Genomic DNA, 20101 nt, shown 5'->3' with positions numbered 1-20101 from the left:
CACGGCTTGCCTTCGAACGGGTGGGGACACGCACCGTGGTGAGCACGGCCCTGGCCCACAGTCCGATGCGGCTGCTCACACCGCGCAACCACGGGCACGCCGCCTGGGTCTACACCAGCCTGTTCGGTGACGGCCTGGTGGATGGAGACCAGCTCTCCCTGGAGGTGCGCGTGGCCGCGGGCGCCACCGCCCTCCTGTCCAGCCGGGGCAACACCCGGATCTACCGCTCGCCGCAAGGCTGCCGGAGTGTGTTGTCCGCCCGGGTGGAGAAGGGGGCCTTGCTCATCTTGGTTCCAGATCCCACCACGTGCTACACGGGCGCCCGATTCGAGCAACGCCAGGACATCCATCTGGCCCCCGAGGCCTCCCTCATCCTGATGGACCTCGTCACCACGGGCCGCCGCGCCACCGGTGAGCGCTGGGACTTCTCCCGCTTCTCCTCTTCGCTCGGCGTCTACCGGGAGGGCCGCGCGTTGTTCGACGAGCGTTGGCTGCTGGATCCTGCCCAGGGGCCGCTCTCCGAGCGGATGGGCCGGTTCGACGCGCTGGGAACCGTGCTCCTGATAGGGCCTGCGTCCACCGCGGCCCGCGAGGCGCTCGCCGGGCGCGTGGGGACCCTGCCCATCACTCCGGGCGCCCGGCTCGTCTGCTCCGCCAGCCCGATCGGAAGCGATGGGCTGGTCCTCCGGGCGGCCGCCACCTCCCCCGAGATACTGATGCACACGGCCACGGATTGGCTGTCCTTTCTGCCCGCCCTGCTGGGCGATGACCCCTGGTCTCACGGCAGCTGAGCAAATTCACGTCATCCGGCGTGTCGCAAGAAGTAGAGTGCCGCTGCGCCCTGGATGGGTAGCTCCAGCCAGCAAAGTTTGACTTGGAGGAGGACCATGCACCTGTCGCCGCGTGACATCGAGAAGCTGATGTTGCACCAAGCGGGATTCCTGGCTCAGAAACGTCTGGCGCGGGGCCTGCAACTCAACTACCCCGAGGCGGTGGCGCTCATCGCCACCCAATTGCTCGAGTTCATCCGCGATGGCCAGATGAGCGTATACGAGCTGATGGACCTGGGGCGTAAACTGCTGGGCCGCGCGCAGGTGATGGAGGGCGTGCCGGAGATGGTCTCGGAAGTCCTGGTCGAGGGAACCTTCCCGGATGGCACGAAGCTGGTGGCGGTGCAGAACCCCATCGAGCTCGAGCAGGGGGACATGTCGTTGGCCCTCTATGGCAGCTTCCTGCCGGTGCTGCCGCTGCGCTGGCCACAGGAGCGCTCCACGAAAGAGGCGCGGTTGGTGCCGGGCCAGGTGCTCTTCCATTCCGAACCCATCGAGATCAACCCGGGCCGGGATGCCATCACCCTGAAAGTCATCAACCGGGGAGATCGCCCCATCCAGGTGGGCAGCCATTACCACTTCATCGAGGTGAACAAGGACCTCGTCTTCGACCGGGCCCGGGCGTATGGGCGGCGGCTGAACATCAAGGCGGGAACTGCGGAGCGCTTCGAGAGAGATCAGGAGAAGACAGTCTCGTTGGTGCCCATTGCCGGCGCGCAGGTCATTCGAGGCGGCAATAACCTGGCCTCGGGGCCTGTGACACCGGAGAACCAGAAGCGTGCCATGGAGCAGGTGATCGCCCGCGGGTTTGGGCACCAGGAGGAAACATGAGCAAGTCCATCCCTCGTGCGGATTACGGTGTCTTGTATGGCCCCACCACGGGCGATCTCGTCCGGCTGGGAGACACCGGATTGATGGCGCAGGTGGAAAAGGACCACACCTTCTATGGCGACGAGTGCATCTTCGGCGGCGGCAAGGTGCTGCGCGAAGGCATGGGCCAGAACGCCGGCGTGGGCGACGCGGACGCCCTGGACTGCGTCGTCACCAGCGCGCTCATCATTGATTGGACCGGCGTCTACAAGGCGGACATCGGCATCAAGGCGGGGCGCATTGCCGGCATCGGCAAGGCGGGCAACCCGGACGTGATGACGGTGACCCCTGGCATGGTGGTGGGCGTCACCACCGAGGTCATCTCCGCCGAGGGGCTCATCGTCACGGCGGGCGGCATCGACACGCACATCCACCTCATCTGCCCGCAGCAGGCGGACGAGGCGCTCGCCAGCGGCATCACCACCTGGGTGGGCGGTGGCACGGGGCCGGCCACGGGGAGCAAGGCCACCACCTGCACGCCCGGCGCGTGGAACATCCACCGGATGCTCGAAGCCACGGACACGTTGCCGCTCAACATCGGCCTCACGGGCAAGGGCAACACCTCCCTGCCGGCGGGCCTCCTGGAGCAGATCGCCGCGGGGGCGGTGGGCCTGAAGCTGCATGAGGATTGGGGAACCTCCCCCGCCGCCATCGACACCTGCCTGAGCGTGGCCGAGGAAGAGGACGTCCAGGTCACCATCCACACGGACACGCTGAACGAGGGCGGCTCCGTGGATGACTCCATCGCCGCCTTCAAGGGCCGCACCATCCACACCTACCACTCGGAGGGAGCCGGTGGCGGTCACGCGCCGGACATCATCCGCGTGTGCGGCGAGCCCAATGTGGTGCCGAGCTCGACCAACCCGACGCGCCCCTTCACGGTGAACACGCTGGACGAGCACCTGGACATGCTCATGGTGTGTCATCACCTGAAGAAGAGCATCCCCGAGGATCTGGCCTTCGCCAACAGCCGCATCCGGGGCGGGACGATCGCCGCGGAGGACGTGCTGAATGACATGGGCGCCATCAGCATGATCTCCTCGGACAGCCAGGCCATGGGCCGGGTGGGCGAGGTCATCAACCGCACCTGGCAGACGGCGCACAAGATGCGGGAGCAGCGTGGACGGCTGCCCGAGGACACGGACGGCAACGACAACTTCCGGATCCGCCGCTACGTGGCCAAGTACACCATCAACCCGGCCATCGCCCATGGCATGTCGCATGAGATTGGCTCGGTGGAGACGGGCAAGCTGGCGGACCTGGTGCTGTGGAAGCCGGCCTTCTTCGGCATGCGCCCGGAGCTGGTGGTCAAGGGCGGCATCGTCGCCTGGTCCCAGATGGGAGACCCGGGGGCGGCCATTCCCACGCCCCAGCCCTCCTTCATGCGGCCGATGTTCGGCGCCCTGGGACGGGCGCGGGGGGCCACGAGCATCGCCTTCGTCTCGGCGCGCTCCCTGGCGCCAGGAGGACTCGTGCGGGAGCTGGGCCTGACCAAGCGCCTCTCCGCGGTGCAGAAGTGCCGGAAGATCGGCAAAGTGGACATGAAGCTCAACGACGCGCTGCCCAACCTGAGCGTCGTCTCGGATGAATTCAAGGTCTACATCGACAAGAGGCCGCTCATGGTGGAGCCCGCGACGCGCCTGCCCCTCGCCCAGCTCTATTCGCTGTTCTGAGGCACGGGCCATGGGCGTCCCCTGGAGGGTGCTACAGCTGGCGGACTCGGGCTTTCCCACCGGGGGCTTCGCGCACTCGGGGGGACTGGAGGCGGCACTGCAGCAAGGTGAGGTGCGCGGCCGCGAGGGGCTGGAGCGCTTCGCGCGGGAGCTGCTCTGGCAGACGGGGTATGGCGCCCTGCCCGTCCTGGGCGCCGCGCACGGCGAGCCCTCCTCGCTTCCCGCGCTGGACGCCCGGATGGAGGCGTTCCTCACCAACCACGTGGCCAATCGGGCAAGCCGCACCCAGGGGCGGGCGTTCCTGGGGACGTGCGCGCGCATCTTCCCCGGGCCGGTGAGCCCCTTGCAGCACACCGCCCGGAAAGCGGGGCTGCGCTGCCACCATGCCCCCCTCTTCGGCGCGGTGCTGCGTGCCTTGGAGGTCGAGCGGCTCGATGCCCAGCAGCTCTTTCTGTCGCTGACCCTGCGCGGAACGCTCTCCGCGGCGGTCCGGATGGGCATGGTGGGCACCCACGAGTCCCACCAGATTCAGCACCAGTGTGCCCCCTTGTTGGATGAGGTCTTCACAGCCTGTTCCGAGCTGGGCGTCGAGGCGCTGAGCCAGACTTCCCCGCTGATGGACCTGCTCAGCGCCACACACGACCGGCTCTATTCACGGCTCTTTCTTTCCTGAGGTGAACCCATGCACGACGACCACCGCGGCCACGGCCATGACGATCACGACCACACCCATGAGGAGATGGACCACCCCGGCCACTTCCATGAGCGCGAGCCGAGCCAGCTCCGCGACTTCGCCTCGCGTTCCTTCACCATCGGGATTGGAGGCCCGGTGGGCAGCGGGAAGACGGCGCTGGTGCTGGCGCTGTGCCGCGCGCTGAGGGATGGCTACCGGCTCGGCGTGGTGACCAACGACATCTTCACCAAGGAAGATGCCGAGTTCCTGGTCCGCAACAAGGCGCTGTCTCCCGAGCGCATCAAGGCGGTGGAAACGGGGGGCTGCCCCCACGCGGCCATCCGTGAGGACATCAGCCACAACCTGCTCGCGCTCGAAGAGCTGATGGAAGAGCTCAAGCCGCAGTTGCTCATCGTGGAGAGCGGCGGCGACAACCTGGCGGCGCAGTACAGCCGCGAGCTGGCGGATTATACGATCTACGTCATCGACGTGGCGGGCGGAGACAAGGTGCCCCGCAAGGGTGGACCGGGCATCACCCAATCGGACCTGCTGATCATCAACAAGACGGACCTGGCGCCGCACGTGGGCGCGGACCTGTCGGTGATGGACCGCGACGCGCGGAAGATGCGCGGTGACGGGCCCTTCGTCTTCACCCAGGTGACCAAAAGCGTGGGACTGCAAGAGGTCATCGACCACATCCTCGGAGCGTGGCGCAAGGCGACGGGCTCCGCCTGAACGGTCCTCTCCTTTCCCGGCGGCATCAGAGATCTGTGATGCCCGAGGGAACGGCTCCGGATTTCCGAGAGGGCCCCGGTGCGATCTTCCCGGAAGACGGTGGGATGAGGATGGCCCGGCGGTTGCACTGGCGCCGGGGCTCACGCTCAGGAGGACGCAGATGCGACTGACACTTCCGTTGATGGCCCTCACCACGCTCATGGTTGCCTGTGGAGAGATCGAGGTCTCCCTCACCACGGACACCACGGCGTATCAGCCTGGTGACACCGTCCAGCTCTTGCTTCAGAACCAGGGCACTCCCAAGGTGGGCTACAACTTCTGCATCGTCCGAATCGAGCGCCGGGAAGAGGACGCCGGGTGGACCCACACGCCGCACCTCGGCGAGGACGAGGCCTGCCCCGCCATGAGTCAAACGCTGAAGGGCGGCGCACAGGCCCAGGGCACGCTGCGGCTCCCCGTGGAGCTACGGGCCGGCGAGTACCGCATCGTGCACCACGTGGACACCTTTCGGACCGACTCCCAGGGACAGGCCGTCCAGGAGCCGGTGACCAGCAATCTCTTCCTCGTCGGCGAGGAAGGGACGCCGTAAGGCCTCATCCCAATGTCCCGTTCAGCGGGAGCGCCACCGTGAAGGTGGCCCCTCCGCCCTCCGTGGGCATGAGGCGGATGCTGCCGGCGTGTGCTTCCGCAATGGAGCGGGCAAACCACAAGCCCAGCCCGAACCCGCCATAATGATTCTCGGAAACGGCGCGCTCGAAGCGCCCGAAGATGCGCGCCTCGTCCTCCGGCCTGATGCCTGCGCCGTGATCCACCACCGAGAGGACGGCATGGTCCGAGTCCCTCCGCACGGCCACCTCAACGGGACTTCCCGCCCCGAACTTGAGTGCGTTATCAATGAGGCCTTCGAGGAGCTGGTGCAGCCTCGCCCGGTCGCAGTGTCCGATGACGGGTGAGGGAGCATTCACCGTGAGGACACAACCGGCGTGAGCGGCCTTGTTCCGCGCCTGTTCCACGACGGCACTCGCGACCGCCGACAAGTCTACTTCCTGCGGTGTGATCTTCAGGCGGCCGGTAAAGACCTCGGACACGTCCAGCAGCCGCTCGACCAGGCGCGTCAAGCGGTGCACCTGTTTCTGCGTCGTTTGCGCCTTTACCCCAACCGCCTCGGCCGGGTCTTCGCTGCCCAGGCTTCGAACCAAGGACTGGAAGTTGAGCGACAGGGCGGCCACGGGCGTGCGCAGCTCATGGCTGACGAGACTGAGAAACTCATCCCGCACCTGCACGGACTCGCGCAGGACCTTCTTCTCAAGCTCGTTGCGGACCACCTCCCGGCGCACGCGGGCCATGTCGAGCTGGGTGCGCACCCGGACCATGAGCTCGCGCGCAGAGAAGGGCTTCACCAGGTAGTCATCCGCCCCGCTCTGGAGGCCCTCCACCGTGGACTCATCGCCCGCCCGCGCGGAGAGCAGGATGATGGGGATGGCGCGCGTGTCCTCACCTGCGCGGAGGGCGCGCACCAGCCCAAAGCCGTCCAACCCTGGCATCATCACATCGGAGAGGACCAGGTCCGGCAGCTGGGCACGCACCCGCTCGAGCGCGTCGTTCCCATTGGTGGCTGTCTCGACGTGGCGGAAGACGCGCCCGAGCAACCCAGCCACGTAGGTGCGCAGGTCGGCGTTGTCATCGACGAGGAGGATGCGGGAGCGCGCAAGCTCCTCCGGCACCTCCAGCACCGGTTCATCGGAAGCTCCAGCGCTGAGCATGCCCGCGCCCGTGGCATCCGCGGACCAGCGCTGAGCCTCCTCGACGAAGGGCGCGATCCCCGCGGAGAAAGAGTCCGGCCGGGGCGTGCGCTCGATTCGCTCTTGGGGCAGGTGGGCCGACCCGCGCGGCAGCCGCAGGGTGAAGGCCGTTCCCTCACCGAGCTTGCTCTCCACCGAGATGCTGCCGCCGTGAAGCTTCACCAAGTCCTGCACCAGGGCGAGGCCGATCCCCGTGCCCTCGTGGCTTCGTCCCTGGGTCACCCGGACCCGGTAGAAGCGCTCGAAGACGCGCGGAAGCTCTTCTTCGGGAATCCCCACCCCCGTGTCCTGCACGGTGAGGACCACATGGCTCTCCTGCCAGCGGAGGCCCAGACGGATCTCACCTTCATAGGTGTACTTCACCGCATTCGAGAGCAGGTTCAAGACAACCTTCTCCCACATCTCCGGATCGACGTAGAGGGGCTCGGGCAGGGGGGGGCACTCCACCACCAGCCTCAAGCCCGCGCTCTCCACCGCGGATTGAAAGGCGCTCGCGAGGTTGCGCGTCACGGCGGAAAGGTCCACCGGCACGTAGTGGGCCTGGGCCCGGCCTGCTTCTATCCGCGAGAAGTCGAGCAGCGTGTTGACCATCTTGTAGAGCCGCAGGGCACTGCGGCGGACCAGGCCGAGCTTCTCTCCTTCCAACGATTTTTCCGGCTTGGACAGCGCGTCCTCGATGGGGCCGAGGATGAGCGTGAGCGGAGTCCTGAATTCGTGGCTCACATTGCTGAAGAATGCCGTCTTCGCCTGGTCCAGCAGGGCCAACGCCTCTGCCCGCTGCTTTTCCTGTTCATAGGCGCGGGCACTGGAGAGGCTGGCGGCGAGCTGCCGCGCCAGCAGCTGCAGGAAGCCGCGGTACTCGTCGTCCAGCGCGACCAGTGGACTCAGGCCCGCCACAAGCACTCCCGTGGCCGCGGTATCCGCGCCCATGGGCACGGGAAGAACGAGGGCGCGTGTCGCGGGCTCGGGCCAAGGGCCGCCGGGAAGGGGGCCCAACTTCAAGTGGAGGTCTTCGACCAGCACCTCCTGCTTCTGGCTGGCAACGGCGGCGAGGGGCCACGGGTGGGCGTCGCCGAGGCTCAGCCCGAGAGGGGCCGCGGGAGCGCCCCGTGCAAGGCCGGCACAGCTCACCAGGCGCGCCTTCCCGGCCTCGACGGCGTAGAGGAGCGAGAAAGGAAGATCGTTGCCAGCCTGCGCAAGGACCTCGTCCAGAGAGCGGAAAACCCCTTCGACCTTCTTATCGAGCGCCGCGCGGATGGACAGCTCCCGGAGGATTCCCAGCCGGCGATCCCCCACCACCTGGCGCGTCGTCTCGCTCGCGATGGCGAAGAGGCCCGCGATCTCCCCCGTCTCCCCGATGGTCGGGTTGTAGGACCAGGTGAAGTACGCCTCCTCTCTCAACCCGCCAGGCCGCCGCGCGAAATTGACGTTCCCGTTCTCGATGAACAGGGGCTCTCCCGTCTCGTGAACGCGCTTCATCAGGGGGCCAAGGAGCGCCCATTCCTCGGCAAGCGCCTCATGCCCGCGCGCCCCCAGGGTCTGGGGATGCTTCGTCCCCAGGATGGGACGGAACGGATCGTTGTAGAGCATGCGAAGCTCGGGGCCCCAGAACAGAATGATGGGATACGGGGAGCGGAGCATCGTGCTGACGGAGGTCCGCAGCGATTGGGGCCAGGCTTCGAGCGGGCCCAGCGAGTTCTTGGACCAGTCGAAGGCGCGCATCAGCGCGCCCATCTCGCCCCCGCCTTGAATGAAACTCTCCCCGGCGCCCGGCGGCGGGAAGAGGCGGCGGTGTGCTGGCAAGACCGCGCCCGCCTCCTGGGGTCCGGCGGGAAGCGAGAACGAGAGGGTGCTGCCCGCGGCAGAGGTCCTCTCGAGCCGGATCTGCCCTCCGTGGCTCTCCACGATGCCCTTGGCAATGGAGAGGCCCAGGCCATGTCCCTCGCGCTTTTGCTGCGCCTCGTGCCAGTACCGATCGAAGATGTGCGGTTGCGCGGCAGGAGGGATTCCCGGGCCGGTATCCGCGACGCTGAAGCGGATATGCCCGGTCCCCTCCTCGGTCTTGGCCTGGAGGAGGATGCGGCCCTCCGGGGGCGTGAATTTGATCGCGTTGGTGAGCAGATTTCCGAGCGCTTGAAGGATCCGTTCCTTGTCACACGTCAGGATGAGTCCCGGCTCCACTTCGAAGGCGAGTTGCACGCCTTTCTCGGCCGCTTGAGGCTCGAACACTTCCCGGGCATCGTGGACAAGCGCCTCGACCCTCTGCGGGTGGGGCTGGATGGAGAGCGTCCCCGCATCAATGCTCGCCAGATCCAGCAGGTCATCGATCAGCCGGTTCATCTGGTCGGCTGAACGTCGAATGGCGTCCGCCTTCTTGCGCACGCGGGCAAGTGGCTCACCGTCCAGGGGAATTCGCTGGAGGAGCTCGGCGGAGGTGCGAATGGCGGTGAGCGGCGAGCGCAGGTCATGGCTGACGACGGCGAGCATGTCCTCACGAAGACGCGTGGCGCGGCGGGACTCCTCGAGAAAACGCAGGGTGTCCACGGTCTTGGCGCGGTCCATCTCCGCCCGTGCCTCGACCCGCTTCTTTTCCTCCTCGTCGGCGCTCGCGTTGCTGATGGCCGTGGCGATGTGATCCGCCACCCACTCCAGAAATTTACGGTAGTCGTCGTCAGGAGCGCGCCTCGCGCTCAAGCCCGCCACGAGAAAGCCATGAAGGCGCGCGGAGCCCAAACGGGAAACGGGCAATACCCAGGCCGACCGAGGCGCCTCCGGCCAGGGGCCCTTGGGAGGCTCCACGAAGCGGGCACGCACATCCGGGACGAATTGGGGGGTCAGGGCCGCGGCCGCATCCGCGAAGGGCCACAGGAGGTTTGCCTGCGGTGCGCCCAGGAGCGAAACCGCAGCGGCTGGATCCGTCCCCCACCCGGCCGCCGCCACCAGCTCGGGCCTCTGGTCAGCGTCCGTCATCCGGTACAGCAAGGCGAAAGGAACGTCCAGCGCGTTGCCCTGCAGCACCCGGGCGGCTTCTTGCCACGCATCGTGCTCCCGCCTCGCCGGCCCCGCCCGCGCCGCAAGGTCCCTCAGGGTCCTCAGCCGCCGTTCGCCGAGCATCCGGCCGGTCGTTTCGGTGACGGTGACATGAACACCTCCGACGCCCCCACTCTCGTCTCGTATCGGGCTGTACGCGAAGGTGAAGTAGCACTCCTCGAGATAGCCGTTCCGGTCCAGCGGGAGCATCCAGTCCTCGGAGCCGACCGCCTTCCCTTGTCTCACGCCCTCGAACATCGGGCCGATGATGTGCCAGCTCTCCGCGAACGTGGACGAGGCGCTGCGGCCCATGGCGCCGGGATGCTTGGTCGAGCCAAGAATCGGCCGGTACCCATCGTTGTAGAACTGAACGAACTGGGGCCCCCACGCGATGTACATCGGAAAGCGCGATTCGAGCAGGATGCTGAGCGCCGTGCGCAGGGACTGGGGCCACGTTTCCTGAGGCCCCACGGGAGTCTGCGCCCAGTCGATGGAGCGCATGAGGGCGCCCATCTCGCCCCCGCCGACGGGCATCGCCGCCGCTTCGCGCTGGGGCTCGCCCTGCGGCTGGGTGGAGGAAGAGGCGCTGTCCGCCGCGTCGTGGGGTGGGGTCGAGGTACGCATCCAACCCATCGATACCACACACCTTTTGTGAGGGTGGACAGAGCAGTTTCAGTCCAGAGCCCTCTTGCCTGAGTGCTTCCCGCGAAGGTGCCGTCACGTGTAGGGAGGGCGGGCAGGCGCGATTCGCTCGGAGACGCCTAAGATGCCTATCCTCATGCGTCGCAGACGTGGGAGGCACGGATGAATGGCGGTCCAAGCGCGAGCACAGCGCCGCTGGCACCCGGGGGACAGCGGCTGGGGGGGCTGGGACGGTTCATCGTCTATGGACTGATGGGGTTGTGCATCGAGTGCTGCTTCACCTCGGTGGTGGATCTGGCCACGGGCGTGGGAGACCTGCGGCTCAAGGGGTACTCGTACCTGTGGATGCACCCCATCTGGGGCGCGACCCTGCTGCTGGCCGAGGTCCTCATGGGGTGGCTGCGGCGCATGCGGCTGAGCCGGCTCACGCGCGCCTTCATCGCCATGGCCGCGAGTTTCGCGATCGAGTACGTCACCGGTGCCCTCCTGGTGGCGGCCGTTGGCCGGAGCCCGTGGGACTACACGGGCTCGCCGTGGAGCGTTCACGGGCTGATCCGCCTGGACTACGCCCCCCTCTGGTTTCTGTGCGGCTTGGCCTGCGAGCCCCTCACCCGTTTCGTCCGGCAGGTCCGCATCTTGGCCTGGGAGTCCGAGGCTGCCCCGGACTCTTCCCCTGACGGCCGAGGGCTGGGGCCCGTGGCCCAGCCCTCTCTTTCACGTCGGCCTCAGTAATAGCGCTAGGTCAGTTGCAGTCGCTGCCCACGAATGCATAGGGCTGAGCCCGGACCTGCGAGACCTTTCCGTCAAGCCCCCCCTTGTCGCAGTAGCTAAGCGAGTAGTAGGGGTTGGGGGTTCCCGTCACCTCGAAGGAGGTGACACAGAGCTGCTCCGCGTACTGGGTGATGACGATTTCAGACCAGTCATCGCCATGACTGCCAGAAGCACTGTTGTAGACGCGGATGACCGTTCCCACGGGCACCTGGAACAACTTCATGGACCGGGCCTCGTCATTGGACCAGCCCGAGCCGCCGGAGTTGGGGATGATGGTCGCCGCCGTATTGTAGGGATACGAGCCGACCTGATCTCCACCGCAGAAGTTGCCCTCCCAGAAGGTGATGGAGGGAGAAGCCAGCGCACCGGCCTGCGTCCCCGTCTCGTCTGGGACAGGCTCGGACTCGGGGCCGCAAGCGGTGGCGAACAGCACGGACATCAGCAACGCATTGTGAAGACGCATGAAGGACCACTCCTGGGGACTGGATGGGTTCAGAACCGCCGTGTCTGGCGGCGGTCAGGGCCGCTGGGAGCGCCCTGCTCGCGAGGGGCTATGTACAGAGCCCCGTTCCCCGTTACGCCGGCCTTGCAGCAAAGCGCTCCGTCCATGCCGTGAAGTGGCCCGCCGCTGCCGTGAGCTGTCCTGCTCCGATGATGTACGTCGGGAAGGACCCCTCGCACGGCTTGGGCACGCCCCGCTTGCTGTGGGCCCCCCGGGTCCTGGAAAAACAACGGAGTCCCCTCTTGGAGACATTTGTACAGTATGCCCCATGCGCGCTCTTCCCCCGATGATCCTGGCCATCCTCCTGTGTGGCTGCTCCACGGCCGTCAGCCGCGCCCCCGCAGCACACGGCATGCCCCCGCCGCACGTATTCGATGCATCGACTCCCCTGCAGGACCGTCATGGCCCCGCGCCCAAGGCGTTCTTCGAAATGCTGCAACTTCGCGATGCGGCCTCGCGCACGCTGACGGACTCCGAGCGGCACAAGCTCGCTGCGGCGCTGGGCCACCTGACGCCGCTGCAGCGCCGCGTGCTGACCAGGCATCTGCGCTCGATCAGTTTCGTCGAGGGCATGCCGAACAATGCGCTCACGTATCCGGATGAGACGGACCGTTCGGAGAAGCGCTTCCACATCACCATCCGCGCCGGCGTGCTGAACGAGACGGTATCCGAACTCATCACCCGAAAGGAGCGCAGCTGCGCCGATGCCGCCGGGCCGTCGCTGGAACTGTCGATAGACGCCGGCCACATGGACGCACTGGTCTACGTCCTATTGCACGAGGCGACGCACATTGTGGACAGCAGCCTTGGGTTCACCGCCGAGGCCGGCGCGAGGTATGAGCCGGCCAGGCCGTTCACCGAGGGCATCTGGGAGGACCGCCTGCATGCCGTGACCGCCTACCGCAGTGACATCCTGGATACGACTTGCTGGCGCGAGCGCGGAAAGACGGTGCCCCTGGACAAGATCCCATCCGTCTACGCCGCCCTTTCACAGACTCCCTTCGCATCGCTCTACGGAAGCAACAACTGGCACGACGACATCGCCGAGCTTGTGGCCTGGTACACGCTGACGCAGGTGCTGCACCAGCCTTACCGGATCGAGCTGCGCGATCAGGGCAATCTGATCTACTCGTACGAACCCATGAATTCACCGCTCGTCAGAAGCCGCTTCGTATACCTGCAGCAGTTCTTCGCGGGTTGACGCCAGGAAGGACTCCGAGAGCACCCATGGGCGGTCCACATCGAGCCGTCCCCAGTTGTATCGGTCAAAGATGCGGATTGCGCGGCCGGTACCGCGTCACCAGCGCCTGGTTGATCTCGTTGGCGCCCGGAAGGTTGGCGCTGCGGTAGATCGGCGCCGCAGTCCCCGCCCCTTGCAGGCGCGCGGCTGCTTCAGCCAGCACGGCATTGAGCAGCGCCGCCCCCAGCGAGGTCGAGACGGGGCCGGCCCGGAGCTCGGTCCCCGGCAAGCTGATCACCGCATCCCCGGCTGGGCTCAGGTTGTCGAGCACGATGTCCGCGATATCGGCGATGCGGGGGCGGCCATTGGCGGCGGACGTGGAGTATTCCACCGAGGTCAGGGCGATCACCGTTGCCCCCCGCTCCTTGCCATAGCGCGCCGCCTCGACCGGGGCCGCGTTGATGCCTGAGTTGGAGACCACGATCAGGATATCGCGTGCCGAAATGGGATAGCGGACCAGCACGTTGGCGATGAGACCCGGCATCCGCTCATAAGCGGTGCTCGCCACGGCCCCCTCATGCACCATGGTCATCGTCGCAAGGATCGGCACGGTGAGGGCCAGCCCACCGGCCCGGTAGTGCACTTCCTCGGACATCGTATGGCTGTGGCCGGTTCCGAAGACATAGACCAGGCCGTCAGCCTCCGCCGTGCGCTGGATGGCAGCGGCAGCGGCTCCAATTGCTTCGCCATTGATCTCAAAGAGCCGCGTCATGCGCGCTGTCAGGTCCGAGAGATAGGTCTGAGCAGTGGGGGTATGGGTCATTGGGGAAGTGACTTACTGCACAACGGGAGCCACGGAAAAGCTCCCTCACGTGGAGTCGACGATGGAGCGCACGCCGCGACTGGGCTCTCGCTGGACTGCTGCGTAGGACGTTCGCGCTGGATCAGTCCGGCGGGAAGGGGGTGAACGCCATGCTGAGCACCGTGAGGAAGCTGCTGGCCTCGACACTCCCCCGGAGGATGACTGTTGCTGTCCTCTTCGCGCTGGCCGAGCATCTTCGGCAGCAAGTCCGCTTCCACGACCCGGCCATCACCACGGAGGTGTACGGCCACCTCGACGTGAAGGACATGCGCAAGGGCCTCAACCCGCTCAACTTCCATCCACCGCATGGAGCGGCTACGGAATAGCTGAAGCCGAGCTGGAGCCGATGCTTCAACGCTGCCGCAATGGCCGCGCACGCTGGAGCCAATACCCCGGCCGGCGGCGAACGTGCGCGACGGCAAGCACCACCACGAGTTCCTCCAGCACGAGGTAGGGCAGCGCGAAGGGGAAGCGCTCCATGAGGAGCCGCCGCACCTCCACGTCCCTCGCTCGCCCGCCAGACCATGAAGGGTTGGCGAGAGGAGCCTCGGCAATCACCTGGAGACTCCGTCGAAGTTCAGTGAAGAATTCGGCTCCCAGGCCCGCGCGCTGGCCTTCGTACCAGTCCATGGCCGCCTCCACCTCAGACAGCCTCGGGGTGGAGTTCGAGACGAACCTTCACCGCCGCTGACCGAGCCGGGTACGGACGCGTTCCTCCACCTGCTCCCAGGGCACCGTCTTCACACTCCCGTCGAGCACTTCACGGGCCCGGCGCTCCAGTTCCGCGGACCATTCGGCCTGGGCCTCCGGGTCCTCGGTCCCTTCCTCCAAGCTGAGCAGGAGCTTGTGGGCAACCTCGGCGCGCTCCTCGGGGGGGAGCCGCAGCACATCCGAGAGGAGGTCTTCCTTGGTCGCCATGGAGCAGAAGTTTAAGCCCCGCCCCAGGCACGGACAACGAAGGCCCGGGGCTTCTGCACCCCAGAAAAACGAAGGGCGCGGACCCGAGGATTTCTCCAAGGATTCCGCGCCCTTTGAATGGTCGGGGAGACAGGATTTGAACCTGCGACCCCTTGGTCCCGAACCAAGTGCTCTACCAGGCTGAGCCACTCCCCGGTCTCTTCCCTTCACCTGAGTACGGCCTCGGGCAGGCGAAGTGCGGCGGATGTATCCGACCCGCCTGGCCGAGTCAACGCCTCAGGATCTGCATTTCTTTCTGACCCTTTTGAGCGCTGTTTCCCGGGTCGCTGAGCACCCAGGAGTGCGTCTTGACCCTGTCCTGAAGGGCGCAACCTCCTGATTCTGTTCAGAGAGATGCCGGGAATGCGGATTGCTCTGGTCCTCTTTCGCCTCTTTCGCCTTTCCGCGGATCCTGATGACCTCCCCCATCATCCTCATCTCCGACGACGAACCCCTTCTCATCTCCGCGCTCGTCCGCGAGGGGCGCCGCGCGGGGCTCACCTGCATCGGGGACACCCGCTCGGAGAATGTCCTCCCCCTGGCCCGCCAGCACCGCCCCGCCGTCGTCATCCTCGACATCCACCAGCAGCTCGATGGGCGGGATCTCCTCTCCCAGCTCAAGCAGGACCCGGCCACCCGCCACTGCAAGGTCATCGTCCTCAGCGGCATCGAGGACCAGCACATGCGCCACCAGTGCTTCAAGCTCGGCGCCGATGCCTACGAGGTGAAGCCCTTCAGCACCACCTTCATGCCCCGCGTCGCACGCCTGGCCGCCAGCGCCCAGCCCATGCCCATCCCCGCCTGAGTCACGGCCGCAGCGAGCGGATGGCCTCGGCGTAGTCCTTCGCGCCGAACACGTGTGAGCCCGCCACCAGCACCGAGGCTCCCGCCTCCACCACCCGCTTCGCCGTCTCCGCGTTGATGCCGCCATCCACCTCGATGTGCGTGCTCAGCCCCCGGGCATCCAGCATCGCCCGCAGCCGGCGCACCCGGTTCACCGACGCCTCGATGAAGCTCTGGCCCCCGAAGCCCGGGTTCACGCTCATCACCAGCACCATCTCCACCTCCCCCAGCACCTCTTCAATGGCCGACAGGGGCGTGGACGGGTTGAGCACCACCGCGGGCTTCGCCCCCGCCTGGCGGATCTGCTGCAGCGTGCGGTGCAGGTGCGGGCTCGCCTCCACGTGCACCGTCAGGACGTCCGCCCCCGCCTTCGCGAAGGCCTCGATGTAGCGCTCCGGCTCGACAATCATCAGGTGCACGTCCAGCGGCTTCGTCGCCACCCGCTTGATGGCCTGCACGATGACCGGCCCCAGCGTGATGTTCGGCACGAAACGGCCATCCATGACATCCACGTGAATCCAGTCAGCGCCCGCCGCTTCCACCGCGCGCACCTCCTCGGCCAAGCGGCTGAAGTCACAGGACAACAAAGACGGGGAGATAAGGACGCGGCGGCTCATGATGGGTTCCTGTCATAGCTGCTCCGGGTTTCCAACGGTACCGGGCATTTCCCGCCTGTTCAGCGCCGAAGTTTTCAATCCCAGATGCAGGCAGCCAGCCGGGCAGGCCCGCCCCGGAGCCTCGTGCTAGAAAGAGCGGTCTGCGCCAGAACACGCCTTTTCTTCGGAGTCGCTCCCAGGTGCTTTTCCAGTCCGACGACACCGCCCTTACGCGGCGCTTGCTGAAGCTCACGTCCCTCTTGGACGTGGCCAAGGCGATGAGCGCCGAGCGCGACCTCGACCTGCTCCTGCCCCTCATCCTCTACGAGGCCTCCAAGGTCGTAGAGGCCGACCGCTGCTCGCTGTTCATCATGGACCGCGAGCGCAACGAGCTGTGGAGCAAGGTGGCCCAGGGCTCCAAGAATGAGATCCGCTTGCCCGTGGGCAGCGGCATCGCCGGCCAGGTGGCCTCCACCGGCGCCGTCATCAACATCCCGGATGCCTACGCCGACGAGCGCTTCAACCGCTCCTTCGACACCTCCAGCGGCTACCACACGCAGACCATCCTCTGCGTGCCCATGCGCGATGCCTCCGGCGAGGTGACCGGCGTCATCCAGGCCCTCAACAAGCGCAACGGCCGCATCTTCGATGCCGAGGACGAGGAGCTGCTCCTGGCGCTCGGCGCCAATGCCGCCGGCGCCATCGAGAACGCCCTGCTCCACGAGGAGATCAACCGCCTCTTCGAGGGCTTCGTCTCCGCCTCCGTCGTCGCCATCGAAGCGAGAGACCCGTCCACCGCGGGCCACTCCGAGCGCGTGGCCAACCTCACCGTGGAGCTCGCCCACGCGCTGGAGCACACCGCCACCGGGCCCTACGCCAACATCCGCTTCTCGCCCATGGAGCTGCAAGAGCTGCGCTACGCCTCGCTGCTCCATGACTTCGGCAAGGTGGGCGTGCGCGAGGCCGTGCTCGTCAAGGCCGAGAAGCTCTACCCCCACGAGCTGGACATGCTGCGCGCCCGCTTCCAGGTGGCCCGCAAGGATCTCCAGCTCCAGAGCTACCGCCGCCGCCTCACCGCCGTGAAGCTGCGCGGCGACAAGGCCCTGCCCGAAATCGAAGCCGAGGAGGAGGAGCGGCTCGGCGAGGAGCTCAAGCGCCTGGACGAGGTGCTCGAGTTCACCCTCACCTGCAACCGCCCCACCGTGCTCGCCCAGGGCGGCTTCGAGCGGCTGCAGGAGCTGGCCCAGCTCACCTACACCGATGCCTTCGGCCAGGAGCGGCCCCTGCTCCAGACGCCGGAGATCCGCTCGCTCTCCATCACCCGCGGCACGCTCTCCGCCGAGGAGCGCCGGGAGATCGAAAGCCACGTCGATCACACCTACCGCTTCCTGTCCCAGATTCCCTGGACGCGCACCCTGCGGCGCGTGCCCGAGATTGCCTACGCGCACCACGAGAAGCTCGATGGCACCGGCTACCCGCGCGCCATCCCCAGCAAGACCATTCCCGTGCAGTCGAAGATGATGGCCATCACGGACATCTACGACGCGCTCACCGCGTCGGACCGGCCCTACAAGAAGGCCGTGCCCCACACGCTCGCCATCGACATCCTGTCCCGCGAGGCCAACGGCGGCCAGCTCGACAAGGAGCTCCTCACGGTCTTCACCGAGGCGGAAGTGGTCCGCAAGGTGACGGCCCGCGCCAAGAAGTAGAAAAGCCCCTCCAGCGCCCGCGGGCGCCAGAGGGGCCGTTTCAAAACCCGGTGGGGGCTTTAGCCCTCGATGGTGTGCAGCCGGAGGCTGTTGATCTTCCCCGGCTGCCCCACGGGCGCGCCGAAGACGATGACGATGCGCTCGCCCTTCCGCGCGAGGCCGCGCGCCAGGAGCTCCTCCTCCACGCGCTTCACCATGGCCTCGGTCTCCTGGATGGGCTCCAGCACGCGCGGCACCACGCCCCAGAGCAGCGCCAGCCGGCGGCGCACTTCCTGGTTCGGGCTGAACGCCACGATGGGCACCGCCGGCCGGTAGTGCGCCAGCAGCCGCGCCGTCACGCCCGAGAGCGTGAACGCCGCGATGAGCGAGGCGCCGCTCGCCTGGGCCGCCTGGCACGCCACGCGGGCAATCACGTCCGGGAAGTGCGAGGGCACGCCAATGGGCCCGTCCGGAATCCGGCCCAGCCCCGTCTGCGCCCGGCCCGCGGACTCGGCCGCCAGCACGATGCGGTCCATCATCTGCACCGACTCGATGGGGTAGCGGCCGCTGGCCGTCTCGCCCGAGAGCATCACCGCGTCCGCGCCGTCGAACACGGCGTTGGCCACGTCGCTGGCCTCGGCGCGCGTGGGGCGCGGGTTCTCAATCATCGAGTTGAGCATCTGCGTGGCCACGATGACCGGCAGGCCGCGCTGGTTGGAGCGCCGGATGATGTCCTTCTGGACGGCCGGCACCTCCTCGGGGGGAATCTCCACGCCCAGGTCGCCGCGCGCCACCATCACCCCGTCTGTCTTGTCCAGGATGGCGTCCAGCCGCGCGATGGCCTCCGGCTTCTCCAGCTTGGCGACGATGGGCACCTGCCGGCCCGCCTCCGCCATGGCCTGGCGCGCCAGCTCGATGTCCGCGGGCTGACGCACGAACGACAGCGCCAGGAAGTCCACGCCTTCCTTGATGCCGAAGATGAGGTCCTCGCGGTCCTTCGGCGTCAGCGCGTCGGCGCGCACCGCCACGCCCGGCAGGTTGATGCCCTTGTTGTTCTTCAGCACGCCGCCAATGACGACCTGGGTGCGGAGGATCTGCTTCTTGTCCGTCTCCATCACCTTGAGCTCCAGCAGGCCGTCATCCAGGAGGATGCGGTCGCCGGGGTTCACGTCCGCCGCCAGGTGCGCGTACGTGGTGGACACGATGTCGTCGGTGCCCTTCACGCTCTCGTCGGTGGTGATGGTGAAGGTGGCGCCTTCCTTCAGCATCGTGCTGCCGGTGATGAAGCGGCCCGTGCGGATCTTCGGCCCCTGCAGGTCACCGAGGATGCCCACCGCCTTGCGCAGCTTCAGCGAGGCCGCGCGCAGCTTGGCGATGTTCTCGGCGTGCTGCTCGTGACTGCCGTGGGAGAAGTTCAACCGGGCCACGTCCATGCCGGCCTCGATGAGGGCCTCCAACATGTCCTGGCTCTGGCTGGCGGGACCAAGGGTGCAGACAATCTTTGCTCGTCGCATAAGGGCACGGAGGATGGGGGCTTGAACCGCGCCGGGTCAAGCACGCTGCGCACCTCCTCCGCTTGGTAAAACGGTAAAAGAGCCGCCTGCCGGCGAAGCGCTTCAGCCGCGCAGCAGCACGCCCAGATTCTCCCGCTCCCACCTCAAGGCCAGGCCGTAATGCGGAAAGGCCTTCTCCCGGTCGCGGAACGCGCGCGGGTGGTGCACCCGCCGCCCGCCCCGCCCCGTGCTCGGGAAGAGCTGGTGGAGCATTTCGTGGAAGACGATGAACTCCACGAAGAACGCGGGCACCTCGGGCCGGTCCAGCGCCGGGTGGATGCGGATCTCCCGCGTCTGATGATCATAGACGCCCAAACGAATCGACTTCCGCCGGCGCCGCGGGGGCATGCGGCCCCAGCCGATCCGCGCCTGGATGCCGTTCTGGAAGTAGAGCCGGTTCACCGTGTCGAAGAGCACCTGCAAGTCAAAGCAGTTGCCTCGCGGGTTGAGCTCCGCGTCGGACTCGCGGCGGAACTGGCGGATGCGCGGCTGCTGGCCGCGGATGTAGTCGTCCAGAACACCGCCCGCGCCCCGGTGGCCGCGGCCCGCGTAGTCCGCCACGGCGCGCACCACGGACTCGGGCGCGTCCAGGAACATGTGGTGCAGCCGCAGCTGCAGCACGTTGGCGCCCCGCCGGAACGAGACCATGGTGGAGCGGTTGTCCGTCACCGCCAGGCGCACGGGCATGCCGAGATCCGCCGAGAGCCGCCACGCGAGCGTCTCCGCCCGGGCGAACAGCTCCTCGCGGGAGGAGAGCGCCCGCGGGGCCTCCTCCAGCCGGTTGCGCACGGGCGGCTGGGGCTGGGGCAGCACCAGGGGCCGTGCGGGCGCCGCCGGGCTGCCAGCCAGGGTGAACATCGACATCTGCGGAGGGTACTCGGGCATCGACGGAGG

The 20101-nt window shown here is 67.2% G+C and carries 19 protein-coding genes and 1 tRNA gene; 11 read left to right on the top strand and 9 right to left on the bottom strand.

Going from position 1 to position 20101, the window contains the following annotated elements:
* Positions 1–65: 65 nt before the first annotated feature.
* The 6 genes from KY661_RS03695 (at position 66) to KY661_RS03670 (ending at position 5370) form a co-directional block, all read left to right on the top strand.
* On the top strand, positions 66–791 hold the full coding sequence (locus KY661_RS03695) for an urease accessory protein UreD (protein WP_398577142.1): 726 nt from the start codon (positions 66–68) through the stop codon (positions 789–791).
* A gap of 96 nt (positions 792–887) precedes the next feature.
* On the top strand, positions 888–1661 hold the full coding sequence (gene ureA, locus KY661_RS03690) for an urease subunit gamma (protein WP_225408864.1): 774 nt from the start codon (positions 888–890) through the stop codon (positions 1659–1661).
* Positions 1658–3373 carry an urease subunit alpha gene (gene ureC, locus KY661_RS03685; RefSeq protein WP_225408863.1) on the top strand — a complete coding sequence of 572 codons (1716 nt, stop codon included), beginning with the start codon at positions 1658–1660 and terminating at the stop codon, positions 3371–3373. The genes ureA and ureC overlap by 4 nt, the downstream gene beginning before the upstream one ends.
* 10 nt (positions 3374–3383) lie before the next feature.
* Complete coding sequence (locus tag KY661_RS03680; RefSeq protein WP_225408862.1) at positions 3384–4046, top strand: urease accessory protein UreF; 663 nt, start codon at positions 3384–3386, stop codon at positions 4044–4046.
* Positions 4047–4055: 9 nt separating this feature from the next.
* Positions 4056–4781: an urease accessory protein UreG gene (ureG, locus tag KY661_RS03675; RefSeq protein ID WP_225408861.1), complete on the top strand. Its 726-nt coding sequence runs from the start codon at positions 4056–4058 to the stop codon at positions 4779–4781.
* Between the two features lie 160 nt (positions 4782–4941).
* Positions 4942–5370 (top strand): immunoglobulin-like domain-containing protein, encoded by a 429-nt coding sequence (locus KY661_RS03670; protein WP_225408860.1) that lies wholly within the window; start codon positions 4942–4944, stop codon positions 5368–5370.
* A gap of 4 nt (positions 5371–5374) precedes the next feature.
* Here KY661_RS03670 and KY661_RS03665 read toward each other — a convergent pair whose 3' ends face one another.
* Complete coding sequence (locus KY661_RS03665; RefSeq protein ID WP_225408859.1) at positions 5375–10237, bottom strand: ATP-binding protein; 4863 nt, start codon at positions 10235–10237, stop codon at positions 5375–5377.
* Between the two features lie 180 nt (positions 10238–10417).
* Here KY661_RS03665 and KY661_RS03660 point away from each other — a divergent pair, with 180 nt between their 5' ends.
* Positions 10418–10987, top strand: coding sequence for a putative ABC transporter permease (locus tag KY661_RS03660; RefSeq protein WP_225408858.1), 570 nt, complete (start codon positions 10418–10420; stop codon positions 10985–10987).
* Between the two features lie 10 nt (positions 10988–10997).
* Here the strand turns inward: KY661_RS03660 and KY661_RS03655 are convergent, their stop codons facing one another.
* Positions 10998–11489: a hypothetical protein gene (locus tag KY661_RS03655; protein WP_225408857.1), complete on the bottom strand. Its 492-nt coding sequence runs from the start codon at positions 11487–11489 to the stop codon at positions 10998–11000.
* Positions 11490–11796: 307 nt separating this feature from the next.
* Between KY661_RS03655 and KY661_RS03650 the strand changes: the two genes are divergently transcribed.
* Positions 11797–12729, top strand: coding sequence for a hypothetical protein (locus KY661_RS03650; RefSeq protein ID WP_225408856.1), 933 nt, complete (start codon positions 11797–11799; stop codon positions 12727–12729).
* A gap of 64 nt (positions 12730–12793) precedes the next feature.
* On the opposite strand, the gene KY661_RS03645 is transcribed toward KY661_RS03650, so the two are convergent.
* Positions 12794–13531 (bottom strand): SIS domain-containing protein, encoded by a 738-nt coding sequence (locus KY661_RS03645; RefSeq protein ID WP_075009774.1) that lies wholly within the window; start codon positions 13529–13531, stop codon positions 12794–12796.
* A 197-nt stretch (positions 13532–13728) separates the two neighbouring features.
* Between KY661_RS03645 and KY661_RS03640 the strand changes: the two genes are divergently transcribed.
* Positions 13729–13896, top strand: a complete 168-nt coding sequence (locus KY661_RS03640) for a hypothetical protein (protein WP_225408855.1) — start codon at positions 13729–13731, stop codon at positions 13894–13896.
* Positions 13897–13921: 25 nt separating this feature from the next.
* On the opposite strand, the gene KY661_RS03635 is transcribed toward KY661_RS03640, so the two are convergent.
* The 3 genes from KY661_RS03635 to KY661_RS03625 form a co-directional block, all read right to left on the bottom strand.
* Positions 13922–14200 (bottom strand): hypothetical protein, encoded by a 279-nt coding sequence (locus KY661_RS03635; RefSeq protein ID WP_225408854.1) that lies wholly within the window; start codon positions 14198–14200, stop codon positions 13922–13924.
* A 48-nt stretch (positions 14201–14248) separates the two neighbouring features.
* Entirely contained in the window at positions 14249–14488 is a 240-nt protein-coding gene (locus KY661_RS03630; RefSeq protein ID WP_225408853.1) for an addiction module protein, read from the bottom strand.
* 118 nt (positions 14489–14606) lie between these two features.
* Positions 14607–14683 (bottom strand) — tRNA-Pro (locus tag KY661_RS03625).
* Between the two features lie 259 nt (positions 14684–14942).
* On the opposite strand from KY661_RS03625, the gene KY661_RS03620 reads away from it, so the two are divergent.
* Positions 14943–15332: a response regulator gene (locus KY661_RS03620; protein WP_075009795.1), complete on the top strand. Its 390-nt coding sequence runs from the start codon at positions 14943–14945 to the stop codon at positions 15330–15332.
* Position 15333: 1 nt separating this feature from the next.
* Here the strand turns inward: KY661_RS03620 and rpe are convergent, their stop codons facing one another.
* The gene (gene rpe / locus KY661_RS03615) at positions 15334–15987 is read right to left on the bottom strand and encodes a ribulose-phosphate 3-epimerase (protein WP_225408852.1); all 654 of its coding nucleotides are present in this window, start codon (positions 15985–15987) and stop codon (positions 15334–15336) included.
* A gap of 179 nt (positions 15988–16166) precedes the next feature.
* On the opposite strand from rpe, the gene KY661_RS03610 reads away from it, so the two are divergent.
* Positions 16167–17675 carry a GAF and HD-GYP domain-containing protein gene (locus tag KY661_RS03610; RefSeq protein WP_225408851.1) on the top strand — a complete coding sequence of 503 codons (1509 nt, stop codon included), beginning with the start codon at positions 16167–16169 and terminating at the stop codon, positions 17673–17675.
* A gap of 59 nt (positions 17676–17734) precedes the next feature.
* On the opposite strand, the gene pyk is transcribed toward KY661_RS03610, so the two are convergent.
* Positions 17735–19168 carry a pyruvate kinase gene (gene pyk, locus KY661_RS03605; protein WP_225408850.1) on the bottom strand — a complete coding sequence of 478 codons (1434 nt, stop codon included), beginning with the start codon at positions 19166–19168 and terminating at the stop codon, positions 17735–17737.
* Positions 19169–19270: 102 nt separating this feature from the next.
* Entirely contained in the window at positions 19271–20092 is an 822-nt protein-coding gene (locus tag KY661_RS03600) for a hypothetical protein (protein ID WP_225408849.1), read from the bottom strand.
* Positions 20093–20101: the final 9 nt, after the last annotated feature.

Source organism: Allostigmatella hybrida (assembly GCF_020103775.1).
Taxonomy (GTDB): domain Bacteria; phylum Myxococcota; class Myxococcia; order Myxococcales; family Myxococcaceae; genus Hyalangium; species Hyalangium aurantiaca.
The sequence above is the reverse complement of the archived record's forward strand: the minus strand, read 5'-3'. Positions and strand labels throughout refer to the sequence as shown.

What these genes read in the sequence shown, in the direction of transcription:
- KY661_RS03670 (WP_225408860.1), top strand. Translation starts at nt 4,942, where the DNA reads ATGCGACTGACACTTCCGTTGATGGCCCTCACCACGCTCATGGTTGCC.
- KY661_RS03660 (WP_225408858.1), top strand. Translation starts at nt 10,418, where the DNA reads ATGAATGGCGGTCCAAGCGCGAGCACAGCGCCGCTGGCACCCGGGGGA.
- KY661_RS03620 (WP_075009795.1), top strand. Translation starts at nt 14,943, where the DNA reads ATGACCTCCCCCATCATCCTCATCTCCGACGACGAACCCCTTCTCATC.
- KY661_RS03600 (WP_225408849.1), bottom strand. Translation starts at nt 20,092, where the DNA reads ATGCCCGAGTACCCTCCGCAGATGTCGATGTTCACCCTGGCTGGCAGC.
- ureC (WP_225408863.1), top strand. Translation starts at nt 1,658, where the DNA reads ATGAGCAAGTCCATCCCTCGTGCGGATTACGGTGTCTTGTATGGCCCC.
- ureA (WP_225408864.1), top strand. Translation starts at nt 888, where the DNA reads ATGCACCTGTCGCCGCGTGACATCGAGAAGCTGATGTTGCACCAAGCG.
- pyk (WP_225408850.1), bottom strand. Translation starts at nt 19,168, where the DNA reads ATGCGACGAGCAAAGATTGTCTGCACCCTTGGTCCCGCCAGCCAGAGC.
- ureG (WP_225408861.1), top strand. Translation starts at nt 4,056, where the DNA reads ATGCACGACGACCACCGCGGCCACGGCCATGACGATCACGACCACACC.
- rpe (WP_225408852.1), bottom strand. Translation starts at nt 15,987, where the DNA reads ATGAGCCGCCGCGTCCTTATCTCCCCGTCTTTGTTGTCCTGTGACTTC.
- KY661_RS03640 (WP_225408855.1), top strand. Translation starts at nt 13,729, where the DNA reads ATGACTGTTGCTGTCCTCTTCGCGCTGGCCGAGCATCTTCGGCAGCAA.
- KY661_RS03630 (WP_225408853.1), bottom strand. Translation starts at nt 14,488, where the DNA reads ATGGCGACCAAGGAAGACCTCCTCTCGGATGTGCTGCGGCTCCCCCCC.
- KY661_RS03695 (WP_398577142.1), top strand. Translation starts at nt 66, where the DNA reads ATGCGGCTGCTCACACCGCGCAACCACGGGCACGCCGCCTGGGTCTAC.
- KY661_RS03680 (WP_225408862.1), top strand. Translation starts at nt 3,384, where the DNA reads ATGGGCGTCCCCTGGAGGGTGCTACAGCTGGCGGACTCGGGCTTTCCC.
- KY661_RS03650 (WP_225408856.1), top strand. Translation starts at nt 11,797, where the DNA reads ATGCGCGCTCTTCCCCCGATGATCCTGGCCATCCTCCTGTGTGGCTGC.
- KY661_RS03655 (WP_225408857.1), bottom strand. Translation starts at nt 11,489, where the DNA reads ATGCGTCTTCACAATGCGTTGCTGATGTCCGTGCTGTTCGCCACCGCT.
- KY661_RS03665 (WP_225408859.1), bottom strand. Translation starts at nt 10,237, where the DNA reads ATGCGTACCTCGACCCCACCCCACGACGCGGCGGACAGCGCCTCTTCC.
- KY661_RS03645 (WP_075009774.1), bottom strand. Translation starts at nt 13,531, where the DNA reads ATGACCCATACCCCCACTGCTCAGACCTATCTCTCGGACCTGACAGCG.
- KY661_RS03635 (WP_225408854.1), bottom strand. Translation starts at nt 14,200, where the DNA reads ATGGACTGGTACGAAGGCCAGCGCGCGGGCCTGGGAGCCGAATTCTTC.